This window comes from Paraburkholderia sp. 40 (genome assembly GCF_050434105.1).
In the GTDB taxonomy this organism is placed as follows: Bacteria; Pseudomonadota; Gammaproteobacteria; order Burkholderiales; family Burkholderiaceae; genus Paraburkholderia; species Paraburkholderia tuberum.
On sequence record NZ_JBNPVY010000004.1, the window covers coordinates 2,045,850 to 2,063,305 of the forward strand.

21 protein-coding genes, 1 tRNA gene and 1 pseudogene are annotated in these 17,456 nt (G+C 64.3%); 12 read left to right on the plus strand and 11 right to left on the minus strand.

Annotation, left to right across the window (positions count from 1 at the left end; translation table 11 throughout):
- Window positions 1–24 precede the first annotated feature (24 nt).
- The 3 genes from rpoZ to OKW28_RS31165 are packed head-to-tail and all read right to left on the minus strand — an operon-like array spanning window position 25 to window position 1,915.
- Window positions 25–228: a DNA-directed RNA polymerase subunit omega gene (gene rpoZ, locus OKW28_RS31155; protein ID WP_008921215.1), complete on the minus strand. Its 204-nt coding sequence runs from the start codon at window positions 226–228 to the stop codon at window positions 25–27.
- A gap of 60 nt (window positions 229–288) precedes the next feature.
- Window positions 289–972 (minus strand): guanylate kinase, encoded by a 684-nt coding sequence (gmk, locus tag OKW28_RS31160; protein ID WP_429451274.1) that lies wholly within the window; start codon window positions 970–972, stop codon window positions 289–291.
- 19 nt (window positions 973–991) lie between these two features.
- Window positions 992–1,915, minus strand: a complete 924-nt coding sequence (locus OKW28_RS31165; protein WP_429451276.1) for a YicC/YloC family endoribonuclease — start codon at window positions 1,913–1,915, stop codon at window positions 992–994.
- Between the two features lie 336 nt (window positions 1,916–2,251).
- On the opposite strand from OKW28_RS31165, the gene rph reads away from it, so the two are divergent.
- The 6 genes from rph (at window position 2,252) to OKW28_RS31195 (ending at window position 5,857) form a co-directional block, all read left to right on the plus strand.
- A complete protein-coding gene (gene rph, locus OKW28_RS31170) occupies window positions 2,252–2,989 on the plus strand; it encodes a ribonuclease PH (protein WP_090801456.1) in 738 nt (245 codons plus the stop codon).
- Window positions 2,986–3,648 (plus strand): RdgB/HAM1 family non-canonical purine NTP pyrophosphatase, encoded by a 663-nt coding sequence (rdgB, locus tag OKW28_RS31175; protein WP_429451278.1) that lies wholly within the window; start codon window positions 2,986–2,988, stop codon window positions 3,646–3,648. Before rph ends, rdgB begins: the two co-directional genes overlap by 4 nt.
- Entirely contained in the window at window positions 3,645–4,874 is a 1,230-nt protein-coding gene (gene hemW, locus OKW28_RS31180) for a radical SAM family heme chaperone HemW (protein ID WP_429451280.1), read from the plus strand. Before rdgB ends, hemW begins: the two co-directional genes overlap by 4 nt.
- 55 nt (window positions 4,875–4,929) lie before the next feature.
- Window positions 4,930–5,019 (plus strand) — tRNA-Ser (locus tag OKW28_RS31185).
- Complete coding sequence (locus OKW28_RS31190) at window positions 4,992–5,252, plus strand: hypothetical protein (protein WP_429451282.1); 261 nt, start codon at window positions 4,992–4,994, stop codon at window positions 5,250–5,252. Before OKW28_RS31185 ends, OKW28_RS31190 begins: the two co-directional genes overlap by 28 nt.
- Before the next feature lie 155 nt (window positions 5,253–5,407).
- Window positions 5,408–5,857 carry a hypothetical protein gene (locus tag OKW28_RS31195; protein WP_429451283.1) on the plus strand — a complete coding sequence of 150 codons (450 nt, stop codon included), beginning with the start codon at window positions 5,408–5,410 and terminating at the stop codon, window positions 5,855–5,857.
- Window positions 5,858–5,882: 25 nt separating this feature from the next.
- Here OKW28_RS31195 and OKW28_RS31200 read toward each other — a convergent pair whose 3' ends face one another.
- From OKW28_RS31200 to OKW28_RS31210, 3 genes are all read right to left on the minus strand, one after another.
- A complete protein-coding gene (locus OKW28_RS31200; protein ID WP_090801464.1) occupies window positions 5,883–6,287 on the minus strand; it encodes a RidA family protein in 405 nt (134 codons plus the stop codon).
- 82 nt (window positions 6,288–6,369) lie between these two features.
- Complete coding sequence (locus OKW28_RS31205; RefSeq protein ID WP_090805429.1) at window positions 6,370–6,600, minus strand: hypothetical protein; 231 nt, start codon at window positions 6,598–6,600, stop codon at window positions 6,370–6,372.
- Between the two features lie 214 nt (window positions 6,601–6,814).
- Window positions 6,815–8,035, minus strand: coding sequence for a Bcr/CflA family multidrug efflux MFS transporter (locus OKW28_RS31210; protein ID WP_090801465.1), 1,221 nt, complete (start codon window positions 8,033–8,035; stop codon window positions 6,815–6,817).
- Between the two features lie 282 nt (window positions 8,036–8,317).
- On the opposite strand from OKW28_RS31210, the gene OKW28_RS31215 reads away from it, so the two are divergent.
- From OKW28_RS31215 to tolA, 6 genes are all read left to right on the plus strand, one after another.
- A complete protein-coding gene (locus OKW28_RS31215) occupies window positions 8,318–8,788 on the plus strand; it encodes a hypothetical protein (RefSeq protein WP_090801467.1) in 471 nt (156 codons plus the stop codon).
- Between the two features lie 161 nt (window positions 8,789–8,949).
- Window positions 8,950–10,233 carry a glutamate-1-semialdehyde 2,1-aminomutase gene (gene hemL, locus OKW28_RS31220; RefSeq protein ID WP_429451285.1) on the plus strand — a complete coding sequence of 428 codons (1,284 nt, stop codon included), beginning with the start codon at window positions 8,950–8,952 and terminating at the stop codon, window positions 10,231–10,233.
- A gap of 63 nt (window positions 10,234–10,296) precedes the next feature.
- Window positions 10,297–11,448, plus strand: a complete 1,152-nt coding sequence (gene ribD / locus OKW28_RS31225) for a bifunctional diaminohydroxyphosphoribosylaminopyrimidine deaminase/5-amino-6-(5-phosphoribosylamino)uracil reductase RibD (RefSeq protein ID WP_429451286.1) — start codon at window positions 10,297–10,299, stop codon at window positions 11,446–11,448.
- Between the two features lie 15 nt (window positions 11,449–11,463).
- The gene (locus OKW28_RS31230; RefSeq protein WP_429451287.1) at window positions 11,464–12,099 is read left to right on the plus strand and encodes a riboflavin synthase; all 636 of its coding nucleotides are present in this window, start codon (window positions 11,464–11,466) and stop codon (window positions 12,097–12,099) included.
- A 155-nt stretch (window positions 12,100–12,254) separates the two neighbouring features.
- Window positions 12,255–13,307 carry an energy transducer TonB gene (locus tag OKW28_RS31235; RefSeq protein ID WP_429451289.1) on the plus strand — a complete coding sequence of 351 codons (1,053 nt, stop codon included), beginning with the start codon at window positions 12,255–12,257 and terminating at the stop codon, window positions 13,305–13,307.
- 61 nt (window positions 13,308–13,368) lie between these two features.
- A complete protein-coding gene (gene tolA, locus OKW28_RS31240) occupies window positions 13,369–13,794 on the plus strand; it encodes a cell envelope integrity protein TolA (RefSeq protein WP_429451290.1) in 426 nt (141 codons plus the stop codon).
- Window positions 13,795–13,894: 100 nt separating this feature from the next.
- On the opposite strand, the gene OKW28_RS31245 is transcribed toward tolA, so the two are convergent.
- The 5 genes and pseudogenes from OKW28_RS31245 to OKW28_RS31265 form a co-directional block, all read right to left on the minus strand.
- Window positions 13,895–14,155: a hypothetical protein gene (locus OKW28_RS31245; protein WP_429451292.1), complete on the minus strand. Its 261-nt coding sequence runs from the start codon at window positions 14,153–14,155 to the stop codon at window positions 13,895–13,897.
- Window positions 14,156–14,349: 194 nt separating this feature from the next.
- Window positions 14,350–14,838: pseudogene (locus OKW28_RS31250) on the minus strand (GTPase); the annotation flags it as partial.
- Window positions 14,839–14,936: 98 nt separating this feature from the next.
- Window positions 14,937–15,872, minus strand: coding sequence for a catechol 1,2-dioxygenase (catA, locus tag OKW28_RS31255; protein WP_429451294.1), 936 nt, complete (start codon window positions 15,870–15,872; stop codon window positions 14,937–14,939).
- Between the two features lie 78 nt (window positions 15,873–15,950).
- Entirely contained in the window at window positions 15,951–16,241 is a 291-nt protein-coding gene (gene catC / locus OKW28_RS31260; RefSeq protein ID WP_090801477.1) for a muconolactone Delta-isomerase, read from the minus strand.
- A gap of 27 nt (window positions 16,242–16,268) precedes the next feature.
- A complete protein-coding gene (locus tag OKW28_RS31265; protein WP_429451296.1) occupies window positions 16,269–17,405 on the minus strand; it encodes a muconate/chloromuconate family cycloisomerase in 1,137 nt (378 codons plus the stop codon).
- Window positions 17,406–17,456: the final 51 nt, after the last annotated feature.

Sequence of the window (17,456 nt, forward strand, 5' to 3'; positions counted from 1 at the left end):
GTCGAAAACGAAAATCCGTGGGCCTTAGACCGGCACCTTCTTCAGCATTTCGACGCCGACCTGACCCGATGCGATTTCACGCAGCGCGAGGACGGTGGGCTTGTCGCGGCTTTCGATTTTCGGCGTGTGGCCTTGAGCGAGCTGACGCGCGCGATAGGTTGCGGCAAGCGCGAGTTCGAAACGGTTCGGGATCTGTTTGAGGCAGTCTTCGACGGTAATGCGGGCCATGTTGGGTTCCTTCTCAGTATGTTGCTTATTCTACCTTATGTGCTTGACACCACACCGCGCTCACGCGTGCGGCAGGTGGATGCCGAGCTGCATGAAAAGCTGCGTGTGACGCGCGTACTGCGACGCGAAGCGCGAGCGCGTCGCGCCGACGAGGCACTGCAACTCCGCCAGCGCGCGATCGAAGTTCTCGTTGATCACGACGTACTCCGCTTCGGCCGCGTGCGCGATCTCGCCGCCCGCCGCGAGCAAGCGTCGCGTGATTACGTTCGGCTGGTCCTGGCCGCGCTTTTTCAGACGCTCTTCGAGCGCTTCGAGCGACGGCGGCAGAATGAAAATCTCCACCGCGTTGTGGAATTGCTTCTTCACCTGCTGCGCACCCTGCCAGTCGATTTCGAGCAGCACGTCATGGCCGTTTTTCATCTGCTCCTCGATCCACACGCGCGACGTGCCGTAATAGTTGCCGTGCACTTCCGCGCTTTCGAGAAACTCGCCCGCGTCGTGACGCTGCATGAAATCTTCGACGGTCGTGAAGTGATAGTGCTCGCCGTCCTGCTCCTTCGGACGCGGCGGGCGCGTCGTGTAGGAGATCGACAGACGGATCGCGTCGTCGCTCGCGAGCAACGCGTTCACGAGCGTCGACTTGCCCGCGCCCGACGGCGCGACGACCATGAACAGGTTGCCGGGATAAGCGCCGGCGTACGAATGGCGCGCCGCGCCGGTTTCGCGTGGATGGTGGTCGGTCATGATGTGTCGTGCTCCAGCCTTATTCGAGATTCTGTACCTGCTCGCGCATCTGTTCGATCAAGAGCTTCAGCGTCATCGACGAATCCGCGAGTTCCTTCGCCGCCGCCTTCGAACCGAGCGTGTTCGCTTCGCGGTTCAGCTCCTGCATCATGAAGTCGAGCCGCTTGCCGACCTTGCCGCCCTTCTCGATCACGTGACGCGTTTCGTTCAGGTGCGCGGTGAGGCGCGACAGCTCTTCGGCGATGTCGATGCGAATGCCGTACATCGTCACTTCCTGGCGAATCCGCTCGTTGATCTCTTCGCGCGACACGATCGTCGCGGCCGCATCCGGCGCGGCGATGCCGAGCGCTTCCTGCAGACGCTCGACGATTTTCTGCTGATGTCGCGCAATCAGCTCGGGCACGAGCGGGGTGATCTTCACGACGATCGTCTCCATTTCGGTGACGTTGGCTAGCAGCATCGTCGCGAGTTGCGCGCCTTCGCGCGCGCGCACGTCGATCAGGTCCGCGATCGCCTGCTTGCCGCATCCGAGCACCGCGTCGCGCAGCGTCTCGGGCGCGATGCCGCTTTCGGCGAGCACGCCCGGCCAGCGCAGAATTTCGCCGGTACGCAGACGGCCGGCTTCAGGAAACGTCTCGAGCACCGTGCGTTCCAGCTGCGCGAGTTGCGCGAGCGCGTCGCGGTTGATCGCGCCCGCGTTCGCCGACTGCTCGCTGCGCTGCAGATTCACGCGAATGTCGACCTTGCCGCGCGACAGCTTGTTCATCAGCATCTCGCGCAGCGTCGGTTCGACGACGCGCACGTCTTCCGGCATGCGGAAGTTCAGATCGAGAAAGCGCGAGTTCACCGTGCGCAATTCGACCGACACGCTGACGCCACCCGTGCCCGAGGCTGCCACGAGTTCGCGCGTGGCGCTCGCATAGCCAGTCATGCTGTAGATCATCGTATTTCTCGCGATTGCGGCCAAGCGGTAGACGATGGCCTGAGAAGCGGATCGCCCGGCGTGTACGAGACGCGGGGCGGGGAATCGGCATTATCCCATTTTTGTCGCAGCCATCCCCTCGCGAGCGAGCAGGGATGCGGCTCGGCGCGCGGTCGCCATATCACTACAGATTGCCGCTCGTCGTTAAGATGCCCCTTACGTACGGATGCCGCACGCGTCGCCCACAACTTGGCGCGCCATCCGTATGGGCAACCGCCCTACCCGATCGGCGGTAAAATTACAGTTTTGCCTCTGCCCTCTTCCGGCCCATCCCGATCCATCCCGACCCATTCCGACATGAGCAACGACACCCAACGCCCCAGCGGCCGCCAGCCCCACCAGTTGCGCGACGTGCGCATCACGCGTCACTACACGAAGCATGCGGAGGGCTCGGTGCTGGTCGAATTCGGCGACACCAAGGTGATCTGCACCGCGAGCGTCAGCGAGAGCGTACCGCCGTTTCTGCGCGATCGCGGCCAGGGCTGGCTCACCGCCGAATACGGCATGCTGCCGCGCGCCACGCATACCCGCAGCGACCGTGAAGCCGCGCGCGGCAAACAGACCGGCCGCACGCAGGAAATCCAGCGGCTGATCGGCCGCGCGCTGCGCTCGGTGTTCGATCTCGAGAAGCTCGGCGCGCGCACGCTCAATCTCGACTGCGACGTGATCCAGGCCGATGGCGGCACACGCACCGCGAGCATCACCGGCGCGTTCGTCGCCGCGCATGATGCGGTCGCCAGATTGCTTGCCACGGGCCGCATCGAAAGCTCGCCGATCCTGGATTACGTCGCCGCGATTTCGGTCGGCGTGTACGACGGCGTGCCGGTGCTCGACCTCGACTACGACGAAGACTCGCAGTGCGACACCGACATGAACGTCGTAATGACGGGGGCGGGCGGCTTCGTCGAAATTCAGGGCACCGCGGAAGGCGTGCCGTTCTCGCGCGAAGAAATGAATGCGCTGCTCGATCTCGCGAGCGACGGCATCAGCACGCTGATCGCGAAGCAGAAAGAGGCGCTGGGAGTGCAGCAGTGAATGCGGTTCGTCAGGACGGTGGCGGGAACAATGCTCACGGCGTAACGTCGGGAATGCCGCTGAAAAAGGTCGTGCTCGCGTCGAACAACGCGGGCAAGCTGCGCGAATTTGCGGCGCTGCTCGGCGCGGCCGGCATCGAGTTGATCGCGCAAGGCGAGCTCAACGTGCCGGAAGCGGAAGAACCGCATCCCACCTTCGTCGAAAACGCGCTGACGAAGGCCCGTCACGCTGCGCGGCTCACCGGCCTGCCCGCGCTCGCCGACGACTCGGGCCTTTGCGTGCGCGCGCTGCGCGGCGCGCCGGGCGTCTGCTCGGCCCGCTTCGCGCAACTCGCCGGCGGCGAGAAAAGCGACGCGGCGAACAACGCGCGCCTTGTCGACGAACTGCGCGACGTGAGCGACCGCCGCGGCTATTACTACTGCGTGCTCGCACTCGTGCGTCACGCGGACGATCCCGAACCGCTGATCGCCGAAGGCCGCTGGCATGGCGAAATCCTGGACGCGCCGCGCGGCGAGCATGGCTTCGGTTACGACCCGTACTTCTATCTGCCGTCGCTGAACGCGAGCGCCGCCGAACTCGAGCCGGCGTTCAAGAACGCGAGCAGCCATCGCGCGATCGCGCTGCGGCAACTGCTCGCGCGTCTGTCGGAGGAAGCGTGATTCCGATCCGATCGACGCCGGCGGACATCGGCAAGGGTGTCGTCAGTGCGTTCACGTCGCCGGGCAGCATCCGTTTGACGTCGCTGCCGCCACTTGCGCTGTACGTGCATTTCCCGTGGTGCGTGCGCAAGTGCCCCTACTGCGACTTCAATTCGCACGAGTGGAAAGGCGAGACGTTCCCGGAGAACGACTACCTCGACGCGTTGCGCGCCGACCTGGAAATGGCCTTGCCACTGATCTGGGGCCGCCAGGTGCATACGGTGTTCATCGGCGGCGGCACGCCTAGTTTGCTGTCGGCGGCGGGGCTCGATCGCATGCTGTCGGATATTCGCGCGCTGCTGCCGCTCGACGCCGACGCGGAAATCACGCTCGAAGCGAACCCCGGCACGTTCGAAGCCGACAAGTTCGCGCAGTTTCGCGCGAGCGGCGTGAACCGGCTGTCGGTGGGCATCCAGAGTTTCAACGAAACGCATCTGAAGGCGCTCGGCCGCATTCACGACGCGGCGCAGGCACGCCACGCGGTCGAAGTCGCCGCGACCACGTTCGACAACTTCAACCTCGACCTGATGTTCGCGTTGCCCAAGCAAACGCTCGCCGAATGCCAGACCGACGTGGAGACGGCGTTGTCGTTTGCGCCGCCGCATCTGTCGCTGTATCACCTGACGCTCGAACCGAACACGCTATTCGCCAGGTTTCCTCCCGCGTTGCCCGACGACGACGCGTCCGCAGACATGCAGGACTGGATTCATCAACGCACCGCCGAGGCCGGCTACGGGCGCTACGAGGTGTCCGCGTATGCGCAGCCGCATCGGCAGAGCAAACACAATCTGAACTACTGGCGCTTCGGCGACTATCTCGGCATCGGCGCGGGCGCGCATACGAAGCTGTCGTTTCCTAATCGCATCGTGCGCCAGGCGCGCTACAAACATCCGACCACGTTCATCGAGCAGGCCAGGGCTGGCACAGGCGTGCAGGAAGAGCATGAGGTCGGGCCGCGCGATCTGCCGTTCGAGTTCATGCTGAACGCGCTGCGCCTGGTGGAAGGATTTCCGGTGCATCGGTTCATCGAGCGCACGGGCCTGTCGATCACGACGATCGAGCCGGCGTTGCAGGAAGCCGAACAGCGCAAGCTGATCACACGCGACCACGAACGGATCGCGCCGACGCCACTCGGCCAGGCGTTCCTGAACGACTTGCAGGCGCTGTTCCTGAAAGATCCGCAGTGATGGCGGGTCACCTAGACTCGGCAGCGAAGTCTTTTCGGGTTACAATTTGCGGCTTGGAGGTGTGGCCGAGTGGTTTAAGGCACCGGTCTTGAAAACCGGCGAAGGAGCAATCCTTCCGTGAGTTCGAATCTCACCGCCTCCGCCAGACATCCAATGAATACGGGCCTTTCGGCCCGTATTTCGTTTCTGCCCCCAAAGAACCCGCCGAATTCGATCGCGACGCAGATCAACCTGATGCGCCACAGCGGCGAACAGGTGCGGCTGGCGGCGTCGCGCCAACTGTTGGATCGCGCTGTTGGTCGCCCGGCGCTTCACGCTGAAATCAAGACCGAGATAGAAACGAAGGCAATACAGACGCGATCGATAGAGTGCGACTGAGCGCGCTGCCGCCCTGCTTACGAGATCGGATCGGCCTTGCTTTAGGAGTTCGCCCATAGCACCTATGGCAGCCGCAACGCTAGAGTTCAATGATCCCGTGGCCGCGCGCGCGGCAACTGAGCTTAATCGAGCCAGGAATCTTGCGGGACATACTCATGGATAGACGCAAGTGCACCTATTTTTTGACGCGTCTCATGGGTGTGGTCGCCTTCATTGCACTAGCGTGGATGCCGGTTGCGTATGGCAAAACCTGCACGGAGCGTGAGGCAAGTGCGGCGGATGCCGCAATCGATCACCTCGACACGTGGGCAAACGTGAATGAGGCGTTCAACAAGTACGCGCAGCGTGACGATGGCGAAATCGCGGAAGGCAACTCAGAAGCTGTTGCGCGTCTGCTAGTGGATCACTGGCACACTTTGCCGCAACTAGGTGTATTGATAAAACGTAATCCGTCGTTGAAAGCCTTTGTGCTCCGCCACATCGATACGACGCTAGACACCGACGATCTTTCCAGAATCGCCAAGCTTTCAACGTCATCTTGCCCGATCGGCATGAGTTCTCTATGTCGAGAATTAGCGGCCGCCACAGAGAAAGTCATGCCGTAGTTGCTATATGGCTGTAATGTCGAATTCAAACCACCGCCACCGCCTCAACCTCGATCTTGAACCCATAGTGCAACTGCGGCACCGGCACGACCGCGCGCGCCGGCCTTGCCTCGCCGGCCCAGCCCGCATAGATCTGATTGAAGCTCGCCCAATGTTCGACATCGACGACATACACGCGCACCTGCACCAGTTGCGCGACGCTGCTGCCGACGCTTTCGAGCGCCGCCTTCACATTGGCCAGAACCTGTTCGGCCTGCGCGTCGAACGACGCATCGGCGAGCTTTTCGCCTTGCGCGTTGATCGGCAATTGCCCGGACACGAAGACGAAGCCATTCGCGACCGCGACATGACTGTAGTGGCCGCCGGGTTTCGCCAGCGCGGCGGGATTGTCGGTGTGGGGCAAACGTGAGGCGTGCGTGCTATCGGTCATCAACCACTCCAGAAGTGAAAATCTCGGAGCGATTCATCGCCATGCTTCATTCAGCACGAACCCGCGCACGACTCAACACGCATCACGCGTCCGCCATCTCGAGCTTTTCGCGCGCATCCGCGCAACGACGATTCAGATCGCGGTGCATCAACTGGCTATCGAGCAGAGCCGATACATCCGTCAAACCGTGATCAAAGCGCAAGACGTATTCGATGTCGGTGTAATCGTAATAAGCGCCGCTGTCGGCCAGCCGTTGCGCTTCGGCGAATGCGGCAAATTGCCGTTCGCCGTTCATCAGGTCTTTGATCGCCATGAGTGCCGCTCCGAGGAACAGTGACTTCATCATAGCAATGCAAACCGCGACGCACGGTGGTGCGCGCGCAACACCAGGTGTTTTCCGGAGACGCGTCCGATGAACTCACGCGTCGGCCGATGCCCACAGCCGGAATAGCACGATCGTCATCCAGTTTTCACGCCGTTTTCACAGCGCTCGCGCAGTGCTCACCCTCGATATCCGAACAACACGCTCACACAGCCGCAACCGGCGACTTCGTCCCGTGCCAACGCATCACGAGCATGCGTCCGACAAAGCACAAACAGCCCGCCACGCCGACCACGATACCCATGCCCTTCGGCGTGCCGTCCTGCCACAGTCCGACCGCGAGGCTCGACAGTGCGCCGAGCGCGAGCTGCACCGCGCCGAACACGGCCGCCGCGGCGCCCGCGTTGGCGGGATAGCGATGCATCAGATCGGTCGTGCAGTTGGCGGACAACACGCCCACCACGCTGACGACGAAGAACAGTCCGAACACGATCGACCATAAGCCGCCCCACCCCGTCAGCGACACGACGGACACGAACAGCGACGCGACGAAGCTCACGGTCGCCGCGAACGAGATGATCGGCACCGGCCCGAGCCGGCCGACGAGCCGCGTGTTCAGGTAATTGCCGAACATGATGCCGACGATGTTCAGCGCGAACAGGAATCCATAGTGCTGCGCGGACACGTGGAAATACTCGATGTATACGAACGGCGTCGCCGTGATGTACGCGAACATCGACGCGAACGCCATGCCGCCGCACAACATGTGTCCCCAGGCGACCGGATCGCGCAGCAGCGTGCCATACGCGCCGAACGACTTCAGCAGCGCCGACTGCGCGCGCATCTCGCGCGGCCACGTCTCCGGCACCTTCAGGAATGCGGTCACCGCGCACACGGAACCGAACAGCGTCAGCGCGACGAACACGGCGCGCCAGCCGCCCAGCAGCAGCAACTGTCCGCCGATCAGCGGCGCGAGCAGTGGACCGATCGCCGTGACGATCGCGATCATCGACAGGACGCGCGCCGCGTCGCCCGGCTCGTGCGCGTCGCGCGCGATCGCGCGAGCCAGCACCGACGCCGCGCCCGCGCCCAACGCCTGCACGAAGCGGAAACCGACCAGCGAGCCGATCGAGACCGACAGCGAGCAGGCGATGCTCGCGAGCGCATACATGATGATGCCGCCAAGCAGGATCGGCCGACGGCCATAGGTATCGGACAGCGGACCGTACAGCAGCATGCCGATCGAAAAGCCGAACATGAAGCTCGTCAGCGTCGATTGCGCGGCGCCCGTGCCGACCGCGAAGGCCTGCGCGATGGTCGGCAGGCTCGGCAGATACATGTCGATGGAAATCGGCCCGCACGCGGCCAGCGCGCCGAGCAACAGGATCAGCCGGCCATCGGGCCGGCGTCTGACGACGTGAGACATGGGAAATCCGGATGGAACGCCGCGCCGGCATCGGCAGCGGAACGGGTGAAGCGGGAACGACCATCAGTTGACCGGCTCGATTGTACGCGACGGTTAATCCGCTGACGGCGCTCGTGGCCCGCTGCGTGGACGTTGCGCGACAGCGCGGCGCGGCGCAATCCGCCTCGATCGGTTAAGCTGCCGCCAGCATGCCCAACGCGCTTCCGTATGCGCAGCCTGACGGCCCGACATAAAAGCTCGACGTCGCGCAACAGCCTTCCCCTGATCCCGTTCGAACCCGCGATGACCGCCTTCCTGCTGATCTGGAGCCCCAAAAAATGGCCGTGGCCCGAGTTGCCCGACATCGCGAAACGCGTGGCGGCCGGCGACGCGGTGGCCGACGTGTGGGGCTGCGGCTTTGCGCGCGGCATCCTGCCCGGCGATCGCGTGTTCCTGCATCGCGTCGCGCAGGAGCCGAAGGGCATCTTCGGTTCTGGCTACGTGACACGCGCGCCCTACGAAGTCCCCGACGCGTCGACCAAACGCGGCTACCGGCTGTGCATCGATTTCGTCTACGACTGGCTCGTCGATGCGCATCACGCGCCGGTCATCACGCGCGATCAACTGCGTGTGCATCCGTTCTCGGTGCAGACGTGGGATGCGCAAAGCTCGGGCACGATCATCAAGCCGATCGCCGAAGGCGCGCTGGAGAAGCGCTGGGCCGAATTGACCGGCAGGCGCAAGCCGCCGACGATACCCGCACCGGGCAGCTAGGCGAAACACGCGCCGCCGCGACCGCCCGCCCGCACAGCCCGCCGGCGCCGACTCCGGTACAATTTCTCGATCCATCCCAGCATCGCGCGAAGTGTCCGCGGGAATCGTCCGAGGCCCTTTGCGCCGCTGCGCAACCCCTGCTCCCTATTCCAGCCATCGCCATGTCCAGAAACGAAACCCTCTTCGAACGCGCGCAACGCACGATCCCCGGCGGCGTGAATTCGCCGGTGCGCGCTTTCCGTTCCGTCGGCGGCACACCGCGTTTCATCGAGCGCGCGCAAGGCCCGTACTTCTGGGACGCGGACGGCCAGCGCTATACCGACTACATCGGCTCGTGGGGCCCCATGATCCTCGGCCACGTTCATCCCGAAGTGCTGGAAGCCGTGCAGCGCGCGCTCGTGAATGGCTTTTCGTTCGGCGCGCCGACCGAGTCGGAAGTCGAGATCGCCGAGGAAATCTGCAAGCTGGTGCCGTCGATCGAACAGGTGCGCATGGTGTCGAGCGGCACCGAGGCGACGATGAGCGCGCTGCGTCTCGCGCGCGGCTTCACGAACCGCAGCCGCATCGTCAAGTTCGAAGGCTGCTATCACGGCCACGCGGACAGCCTGCTCGTGAAGGCCGGCTCGGGCCTCCTGACCTTCGGCAATCCGACCTCGGCGGGCGTGCCGGTCGATATCGCGAAGCACACCACCGTGCTCGAATACAACAACGTCGCCGAGCTCGAAGAAGCGTTCAAGGCGTTCGGCAACGAGATCGCCTCGGTGATCGTCGAGCCGGTCGCGGGCAACATGAACCTCGTGCGCGCGACCCCTGAATTCCTGCAGGCGCTGCGGCGCCTGTGCACCGAGTACGGCGCGGTGCTGATTTTCGACGAAGTGATGTGCGGCTTCCGCGTCGCGCTCGGCGGCGCGCAGCAACTCTACGGCATCACGCCGGACCTCACCTGCCTCGGCAAGGTAATCGGCGGCGGCATGCCGGCGGCGGCGTTCGGCGGCCGGCGCGACATCATGGCTCACCTCGCGCCGCTCGGCGGCGTCTATCAGGCGGGCACGCTGTCGGGCAATCCGATCGCGGTCGCGGCCGGCCTGAAGACGCTGCAGCTGATCCAGGCGCCCGGCTTCTACGACACGCTCGGCGCGCGCACCACGCGTCTCGCGCAAGGGCTCGCGCGGGCGGCACGCGAAGCGGACGTGCCGTTCGCGGCCGATGCGCTCGGCGGCATGTTCGGCATCTACTTTCGCGAATCGATCCCGACGAGCTTCGCCGACGTCACGAAGAGCGATGTGCCGCGCTTCAACGCGTTCTTCCACAAGATGCTCGATGCGGGCGTGTACTTCGCGCCGTCCGCGTATGAGGCCGGCTTCGTGTCGAGCGCGCACGACGACGCGGTGATCGACGCGACGATCGACGCCGCGCACGGCGCGTTCGCAGCATTGAAGGGCTGAAGCCGGGCCCGAAGCAAAGGCCGCAACTCGCACGACCCAGACACCGCACCACAACGGACACCGATGTTCTCGCAAACCGATTTCGTCCACATGGAACGCGCGCTCGCGCTCGCGAAGCACGGCATGTACACGGCCGACCCGAATCCGCGGGTCGGTTGCGTGCTCGTCAGAAACGGCGAGGTGATCGGCGAAGGCTTCACGCAGCCGGCCGGCCAGGATCACGCCGAAATTCGCGCGCTGAAGGACGCGCGCTCGCGCGGCCACGACCTGCGCGGCGCGACCGCCTACGTGACGCTCGAACCGTGCAGCCATTTCGGCCGCACGCCGCCGTGCGCGAACGCGCTGATCGAAGCGCAGATCGGCCGCGTGATCGCGGCGATGGAAGATCCCAACCCGCAGGTCTCCGGCCGCGGTCTCGCGATGCTGCGCGAAGCTGGTATCGAAGTGCGCTGCGGGTTGCTCGCGAACGAAGCGCGGGAGCTGAACATCGGCTTCGTGTCGCGCATGACGCGCGGCCGTCCGTGGGTGCGCATGAAAGTGGCGGCGTCGCTCGATGGCCGCACCGGCTTGCCGTCGGGTGAGAGCCAGTGGATCACGAGCGCGGCCGCGCGGGCCGACGGTCATGCGTGGCGTGCGCGCGCGTCGGCGATCCTGACCGGCATCGGCACTGTGCGTGAGGACAATCCGCGCATGACCGTGCGCGCGGTCGATACACCGCGCCAACCGCACCGCGTGCTGATCGACAGCCAGCTCGACGTGCCGCTCGACGCGCAGATCCTGGCCGGCGCGCCGACGCTGATCTTCTGCGGCGAGCTCGACGCGCGCCTCGAAAAACGCGCGAGCGCGCTGCGCGAGCGCGGCGCCGAGATCGTGCCGCTGCCGAACGCGTTCGGCAAGGTGGATCTCCCGCGCATGCTGAGCGTGCTCGGCGAGCGTCACGTCAACGAGCTGCACGTCGAAGCCGGCTACAAGCTCAACGGCTCGCTGCTGCGCGAAGGCTGCGTCGATGAACTGCTGGTCTATCTCGCGCCGAGCCTGCTCGGCGTGGACTCGATGAGCATGTTCAATCTGGACGCGCCTGACCAGCTCGAAGACCGCGTGAAGCTGAATTTCCACACGGTCGAGCGGATCGGCGACGATCTGCGGATCCTCGCGCGTTTCGCGCCGACAGCCTTACCCGGGACCGACACTGTGTCTCCCACCGTTTCGAAATGATCAAGGACTAGCACGATGTTTACAGGAATCGTCGCGGCAGTGGGCCGCATCGAATCAGTCAAGCCGCTCGGCACGGGCGGCGACGCGGGCGTGCGCCTGAACGTCGAGGCGGGCGGGCTCGACCTCGCCGATGTGCAACTCGGCGACAGCATCACGATCCAGGGCGCCTGCATGACGGTGGTCGCGAAGACCGCTCATTCGTTCGAGGTCGACGTCTCGCGCGAGAGCCTGAACCGCACGGCCGGTCTCGGCGAAACCGGCGAGGTCAATCTCGAGAAAGCGCTGCGCGCGCACGACCGGCTCGGTGGACATATCGTGTCCGGACACGTCGACGGACTCGGTATCGTCACGCGTTTTGCGCCAGTCGGCGAATCGCACGAGCTGCGCATTCTCGCGCCGCGCGACATCGGTCGTTATCTCGCGTACAAGGGATCGATTACGGTCAATGGCGTGAGCCTGACCGTGAACTCCATCGTTGATCGCGACGACGGCTGCGAGTTTTCGATCAATCTGATTCCGCATACCGTGCAGGTGACGGCGCTCAAGCATCTGCACGACGGGGTAAAAGTGAATCTGGAGATCGATCTGATCGCGCGCTATGTGGAGCGGATGCTCAATGCGCCGCGCGATGGCGATCCATCCTCGACGTAACCTGCACACTTGCCTCGAGACCGTTACGCGATACCAGGAGCGCATGCTCGGTGCGTATCGGGAAAGCGATCGATCTGCGCGGCAAGCCGGTTTGAGCGAGGCGAATCCGGGGCCGTGACCCAGCGCGCGTGCACGATCCGAAGCTGACAAACACAATGAAAGAGCCGCACCTGCTCCGTCGCTGGAATCCGCTGCGTGTGCACCTGACGAAAGCGTCGCTGATCCTTGCCTGCATCGTCGGTACGGGCGCAGCCAGTGCCACGATCACGTCGGCACCGCACTTCGTGTCCGCGCGGAGCCTGGCCTGCACCTACGGTTTGTCCAACGACGATCTGAAGTCCGCCGGCGCTGCGGTCGCGCAGGCGCCGCGTCCCAATGCGATCCTGCGTGCATGGGTCGACGAACGTGGACAGATCAGCGACGTGGTCGTCGAAGTCTCGTCCGGCAATCCGGCGTTCGACAACCTCGCCCTTCAGGCATCGCGGCGTGCCCAGTGCAGTCCCCTCACGGGCATGGACAATCAGCCTGTGGCGGTCGAAACGAATTTCGTTTTCAATCTACCGCACGCGAGCGGCGATACGGCTCGCTCCGGCGCAGGCGTCGCGGCGACCGCAAGCAACGCGGACTCCACACGACCGCCGTCTTCTCCCGCGGGCGCGACCGGTTCTTCGCTGCTGTCGACCGCCTTGCCGTTTCTACCCGGCCAACCGCTCGATGCCGCCGAACTGGCCAACCGCTTAGGCATCCCGGCCCGCTCGTCCAAAGCGAAGCTGATCGCGGACTGGGCGCAGAAACTGACAGCCGATCCGGACATTCAGCGCTACTACTTTTCGTCCGACAGCAATGCGGCTACGGCGGGTCCCGCTGTGCTCGCTCGCGCGCTAGGCGTGCTGGACGGCATGGCGCGCATCTCGCAGCAGGACCGCGAACGGCTGATGAGCCTGACGACGCGCGCGCTGAACAACGCACCGCCCGATTGCGGCGGGCTCAAGAATCTGCAGCTGATCACGTCGCGCTATCTGTCGATGGATAAGGAGACCGACGCGGAACTGCAGGCGCAACTGCAGGCGATGTTCAACCTCGTCAAACAGTCGACGCAGACCACGCCGCTGCCGCAAGTCACGCCAAGGACAACGGCTGCGCGGGCAACTGGCGCTGTCGGCGTCGCTCGCGGACGCGCTGAATCGCGCCCCTTCCGAGGCCGATGATCTGGGGCTGTTGACGAGCGGCCGCCAAGGCGAGCTTTCGCCCGAGGCGTGGTGCAAGGCCATGCGCTTTTACCGCCAGGCGTTCGATAAAACGCCACAACCCGCGCGCGAATGGATCACGCTAGCGGAACTCGACAGCAGCAGACGTTCGGCGGCGTCACTGATCTCGGCGCTGAAAAATTTCGCTTCGGCGGCGCCTCGACAACCGGCGTCCGCGCCGAAAGTATTCGACTACGCAGAACTCGTCCGGCAACGCGTGCAGCCCAATATCGTCTGGAATGGCAAGACCGGGAATCGCGAAACCGTGGTCGAAGTGCACTGCACGTCGTCTGGCAGCCTCCAATCGGTAAAGATCGTTCGATCGAGTGGCGATCGGGCGTGGGACAAGGCCGCCATCGAGGCGGTCAAGCGCTCCGACCCGATGCCGCGCGATGAAAACGGTGAGACACCACGGTCGTTCACGATCACGCTGAGGCCTGGCGTTTGAAGGGCGCTTCAGATAGTTTCCGACCGCACCTGCGACTTCAGATCGAGCAAGCCTTCCTCATGCGTCGCCATCGACGCCTCGAGACGCCGCGCGAGCATCGTCAGCTGAGCGATCGACGCCCACCACTTCGCGCACCGGTCCATTTTGCGCCCGCACGCTCGACGACGATATCGTCGAAACCCACATCGTCAGCGAGTTCGATGGTCGCGACCGAAGCGTCGGGCTTGATCAGATAATCGCCCAACAGCCTGTCTGCCTCGCGACGATACAGCTCGAAGATCGACTGCGACAGCGCGTTGCACAGCCCGATCACGTCATGCGTCGCCGCATGCGCATCGAGCAACGCGGGCAGCGTCGGCACGATGCCGCGCCACACCACGTTGGCAAGCTGCTCCTGCTGTTGCTCGAGCCTTGCGAGCGCCCCTTGCGCGACTCGCCCAGATCGCCAAGCAACGGCAGCACGTCGCTTTGCAGGCTGCCGAGCACGTTCTCTTCCAGATGATGCAGCAGCACCTCGGCCCGCTTGCGCCGTTTATGTGCGAGCGCCGGTCCGGTGATGTCGAGCAACGCGGCGTCGTCGAGGAACTGGTCGACTTGCGACAGCACGAACAGCGTTTGCCGCCCGGTCCTGACGCGGCCGGCGTCGAGCTCGGTCAACAGCGTCAGTTCTTTCGCGTCGAGTTCGCCCTCTTTCGCGGCATGCACGAACAGGCGAATGTCGGACTTCAGCCACGCGGCGCGCAACGCTTCGCGGTCGTCTTCGCTGCCGACGTCGGCGTCGAGTCCGGGTGCGTCGAGCCAGCGCACGCCCTGATGCACGCTGTCGGACAGGCGCACCGTTTCGCGCCGGTCGGACACCGCGAACGCATCGCGGCCCAACAGCTCGTTGAGCAGGCTGCTCTTGCCGTGGTTGTATTTGCCGACGACGGTGACGACCGGTTCACTGTCGTCGATCAGAATCAGCAGACGCGCCAGCTCGTGGGCCCGATCGGGCAGCACGGACGCGACATCGTGTGCTGCCTGCTCACGAAGTTTGCTAGACACCGTCGACTCCTCGACGCTTCCGGGATTCGGCCGGCAGGACCGCCGGCCGTTGGCAACGAAAGACGGCGGCCGTGTCGCCACGGCGCCGCCTCGTGCGATCACGCTTCGGCCGAAGCGCGCAGACGATGGACGAGCTGGTTGTCCTTACCCTGGACCAGCGGCGTGATCGTGAAGTTGAACTCGATGTCCTTGTACGTATCGGCCTTCAGGCCCAGCGCCGCGCCACCGCTTTTCTCGACGACCGGCGGAATCAGCTCTTCGCGCGTTGCATACGCGAAGTCGTCCCAGATCAGCGGATCGCCTTCGATGTTGAACTGCGTGGTCAGCTTGCGATGGCCGTCGCTGCTGACGAAGAAGTGCACGTGCGCCGGACGGTTGCCGTGACGGCCCAGCACGTTCAGCAGCTGCTGCGTCGAGCCGTGCGGCGGGCAGCCGTAGCCTACCGGCATCAGCGTGCGGACCTCGTACTTGCCGTCGGCGCCGGTCTTCACCGCGCCGCGCAGGTTGAAGTCGCTCTGCGCGCCGGTCGGATCGAAGTGCGAGTAGAAGCCCTTCGAGTTCGCGTGCCAGCACTCGACAATCGCGCCGGCGACCGGCTTGCCGTCCAGATCCTTGACCGTGCCGCGAATCACGAGCGGGCCCGCGTCTTCGTCCGGGTTGATGTCGATCTTCGAGACGCCCTCGCGCACCGTCGCGCCCGCGACGTACAGCGGGCCTTCGATCGTACGCGGCGTGCCGCCTTCGAGACCGATCTTCTTGTCCTCGGCGTCCATGCGGATGTCGAGATACTTCTCGAGACCGAGGCCGGCCGCGAGCAACGCCGCTTCGCCGTCCTGACCGAGCTTGTTCAGATAGTTGACGCCGGCCCAGATTTCGTCGGGCGTGATGTCGAGGTCGTCGATTGCCTTGAACAGGTCGCCCAGCAGACGGAATACGATCTGCTGGAAACGCGCGTTGCCATTCCCGGCATCGACGTTGGAAGCGGCTTTCAGCAGATCCTGCACTTCTTTCGTTTCAAATACTTTGACGCTCACGATGACTGTCTCCAGTTGGTATAGGGGGAAAAGATGGCTTTGGATGCGCTCGCCGTCAAAAGCGCCTGGCCCCTGGGCTCAGATGTCGCCGTCCCGAATCGACGACGGGTGACGACACAGAGGCGTCACCGAAATCTTCATGTACGGGAACAGAGGCAAGCCGGACAGAATGTCGTGAAGTTCGGCATTGCTCTCTACATCGAAGATGCTGTAATTCGCGTACTCGCCAACGAGGCGCCAGATATGACGCCACTTGCCGCTACGCTGGAGCTCCTGCGAGTAAGCCTTCTCGCGGGTCTTGATTTCGTTCGCCACTTCGGCCGGCATGTCGACCGGCAGGTGCACGTCCATTCGCACATGGAAAAGCATCGTTGAATCCTCTTGTTCTAAATCCGTTTAGCGGGTGACCTTCATCAGCCCGTCTCGCGTGAATCGCTTGACCTTCGCCTCGTCGAGTTCGATGCCGAGACCCGGGCCGTTCGGCACGGTCAGTTCGAAGTCGCTGTAGTCGAGCGGCGTGGTCAGAATTTCTTCGGTGATCAGCAGCGGCCCGAACAGCTCGGTGCCCCATTGCAGATTCGCGAAGCTCGCGAACAGATGCGCCGACGCCACCGTGCTGAACGCACCTTCGAGCATCGTGCCGCCGTACAGCTCGATGCCGGCGGCATCTGCGATCGCGGCCACGCGCTGCGCGGCGAACAGGCCCCCGCTCTGTTCGATCTTGATCGCGAACACATCGGCGCCGCCGTTCTTCGCGATCTCGAACGCGCTGTCCGGGCCTTGCAGGACTTCGTCGGCCATCAGCGCGACCGGGAAGCGGCGCATCAGTCGCGCGAGTGCCGCGGCGGACGCGACCGGCTGCTCGACCAGATCGCAGCCCGCGTCGGCCAGCGCCGGAATCGCCCAGGTGGCCTGGGTCTCGCTCCACGCCATGTTCACGTCGACGCGCACCGCGGCGCGCTCGCCGACCGCTCTCTTGATCTCGGCGACGTGCTTGATGTCGGTCTTCAGTTCCTTCGCGCCGATCTTCAGCTTGAAGACTTTGTGGCGGCGCACGTCGAGCATGTGCTCGGCTTCGGCGATGTCCTTCGCGGTATCGCCCGACGCGAGCGTCCACGCAACCGGCAGGCGCTCACGACGACGGCCGCCGAGCAGCTCGCTCACCGGCACGCCGAGACGTTTGCCTTGCGCGTCGAGCAGCGCGGTTTCGAGCGCGCTCTTCGAGAAATGATTGACCTTGACCAGCTTGCCGAGGTGCGCCATCAGCGACTGGATCTGCGTCGCGTCCTTGCCGATCATCGCCGGGGCGAAGTAGGCGTCGATCGCGAGCTTCATGGCTTCGGGGCTTTCCGGGCCATAGGCCATGCCGGCGATCGTGGTGCCTTCGCCAATCCCGACGATGCCGTCGCTGCAGTACACCTTGACCAGCATCAGCGTCTGCCCGTACATCGTGGCGACCGACAGCTTGTGAGGGCGGATCGTCGGCAGATCGACGAGGCGGGTTTCGATACGTTCGATGGTCGCTTGGGTCATGGCGGCTGCGGCGAGAAGTGAGTTCATTGGATGTTTTTATACCCTTCGCCC

Bases quoted from the DNA above. Each gene is read 5' to 3' on its own strand.
- rpoZ (WP_008921215.1), bottom strand. From the start codon at position 228: ATGGCCCGCATTACCGTCGAAGACTGCCTCAAACAGATCCCGAACCGT.
- gmk (WP_429451274.1), bottom strand. From the start codon at position 972: ATGACCGACCACCATCCACGCGAAACCGGCGCGGCGCGCCATTCGTAC.
- OKW28_RS31165 (WP_429451276.1), bottom strand. From the start codon at position 1,915: ATGATCTACAGCATGACTGGCTATGCGAGCGCCACGCGCGAACTCGTG.
- rph (WP_090801456.1), top strand. From the start codon at position 2,252: ATGAGCAACGACACCCAACGCCCCAGCGGCCGCCAGCCCCACCAGTTG.
- OKW28_RS31195 (WP_429451283.1), top strand. From the start codon at position 5,408: ATGGATAGACGCAAGTGCACCTATTTTTTGACGCGTCTCATGGGTGTG.
- OKW28_RS31200 (WP_090801464.1), bottom strand. From the start codon at position 6,287: ATGACCGATAGCACGCACGCCTCACGTTTGCCCCACACCGACAATCCC.
- OKW28_RS31205 (WP_090805429.1), bottom strand. From the start codon at position 6,600: ATGGCGATCAAAGACCTGATGAACGGCGAACGGCAATTTGCCGCATTC.
- OKW28_RS31210 (WP_090801465.1), bottom strand. From the start codon at position 8,035: ATGTCTCACGTCGTCAGACGCCGGCCCGATGGCCGGCTGATCCTGTTG.
- OKW28_RS31215 (WP_090801467.1), top strand. From the start codon at position 8,318: ATGACCGCCTTCCTGCTGATCTGGAGCCCCAAAAAATGGCCGTGGCCC.
- hemL (WP_429451285.1), top strand. From the start codon at position 8,950: ATGTCCAGAAACGAAACCCTCTTCGAACGCGCGCAACGCACGATCCCC.
- ribD (WP_429451286.1), top strand. From the start codon at position 10,297: ATGTTCTCGCAAACCGATTTCGTCCACATGGAACGCGCGCTCGCGCTC.
- OKW28_RS31230 (WP_429451287.1), top strand. From the start codon at position 11,464: ATGTTTACAGGAATCGTCGCGGCAGTGGGCCGCATCGAATCAGTCAAG.
- OKW28_RS31235 (WP_429451289.1), top strand. From the start codon at position 12,255: ATGAAAGAGCCGCACCTGCTCCGTCGCTGGAATCCGCTGCGTGTGCAC.
- tolA (WP_429451290.1), top strand. From the start codon at position 13,369: ATGCGCTTTTACCGCCAGGCGTTCGATAAAACGCCACAACCCGCGCGC.
- catC (WP_090801477.1), bottom strand. From the start codon at position 16,241: ATGCTTTTCCATGTGCGAATGGACGTGCACCTGCCGGTCGACATGCCG.
- OKW28_RS31265 (WP_429451296.1), bottom strand. From the start codon at position 17,405: ATGACCCAAGCGACCATCGAACGTATCGAAACCCGCCTCGTCGATCTG.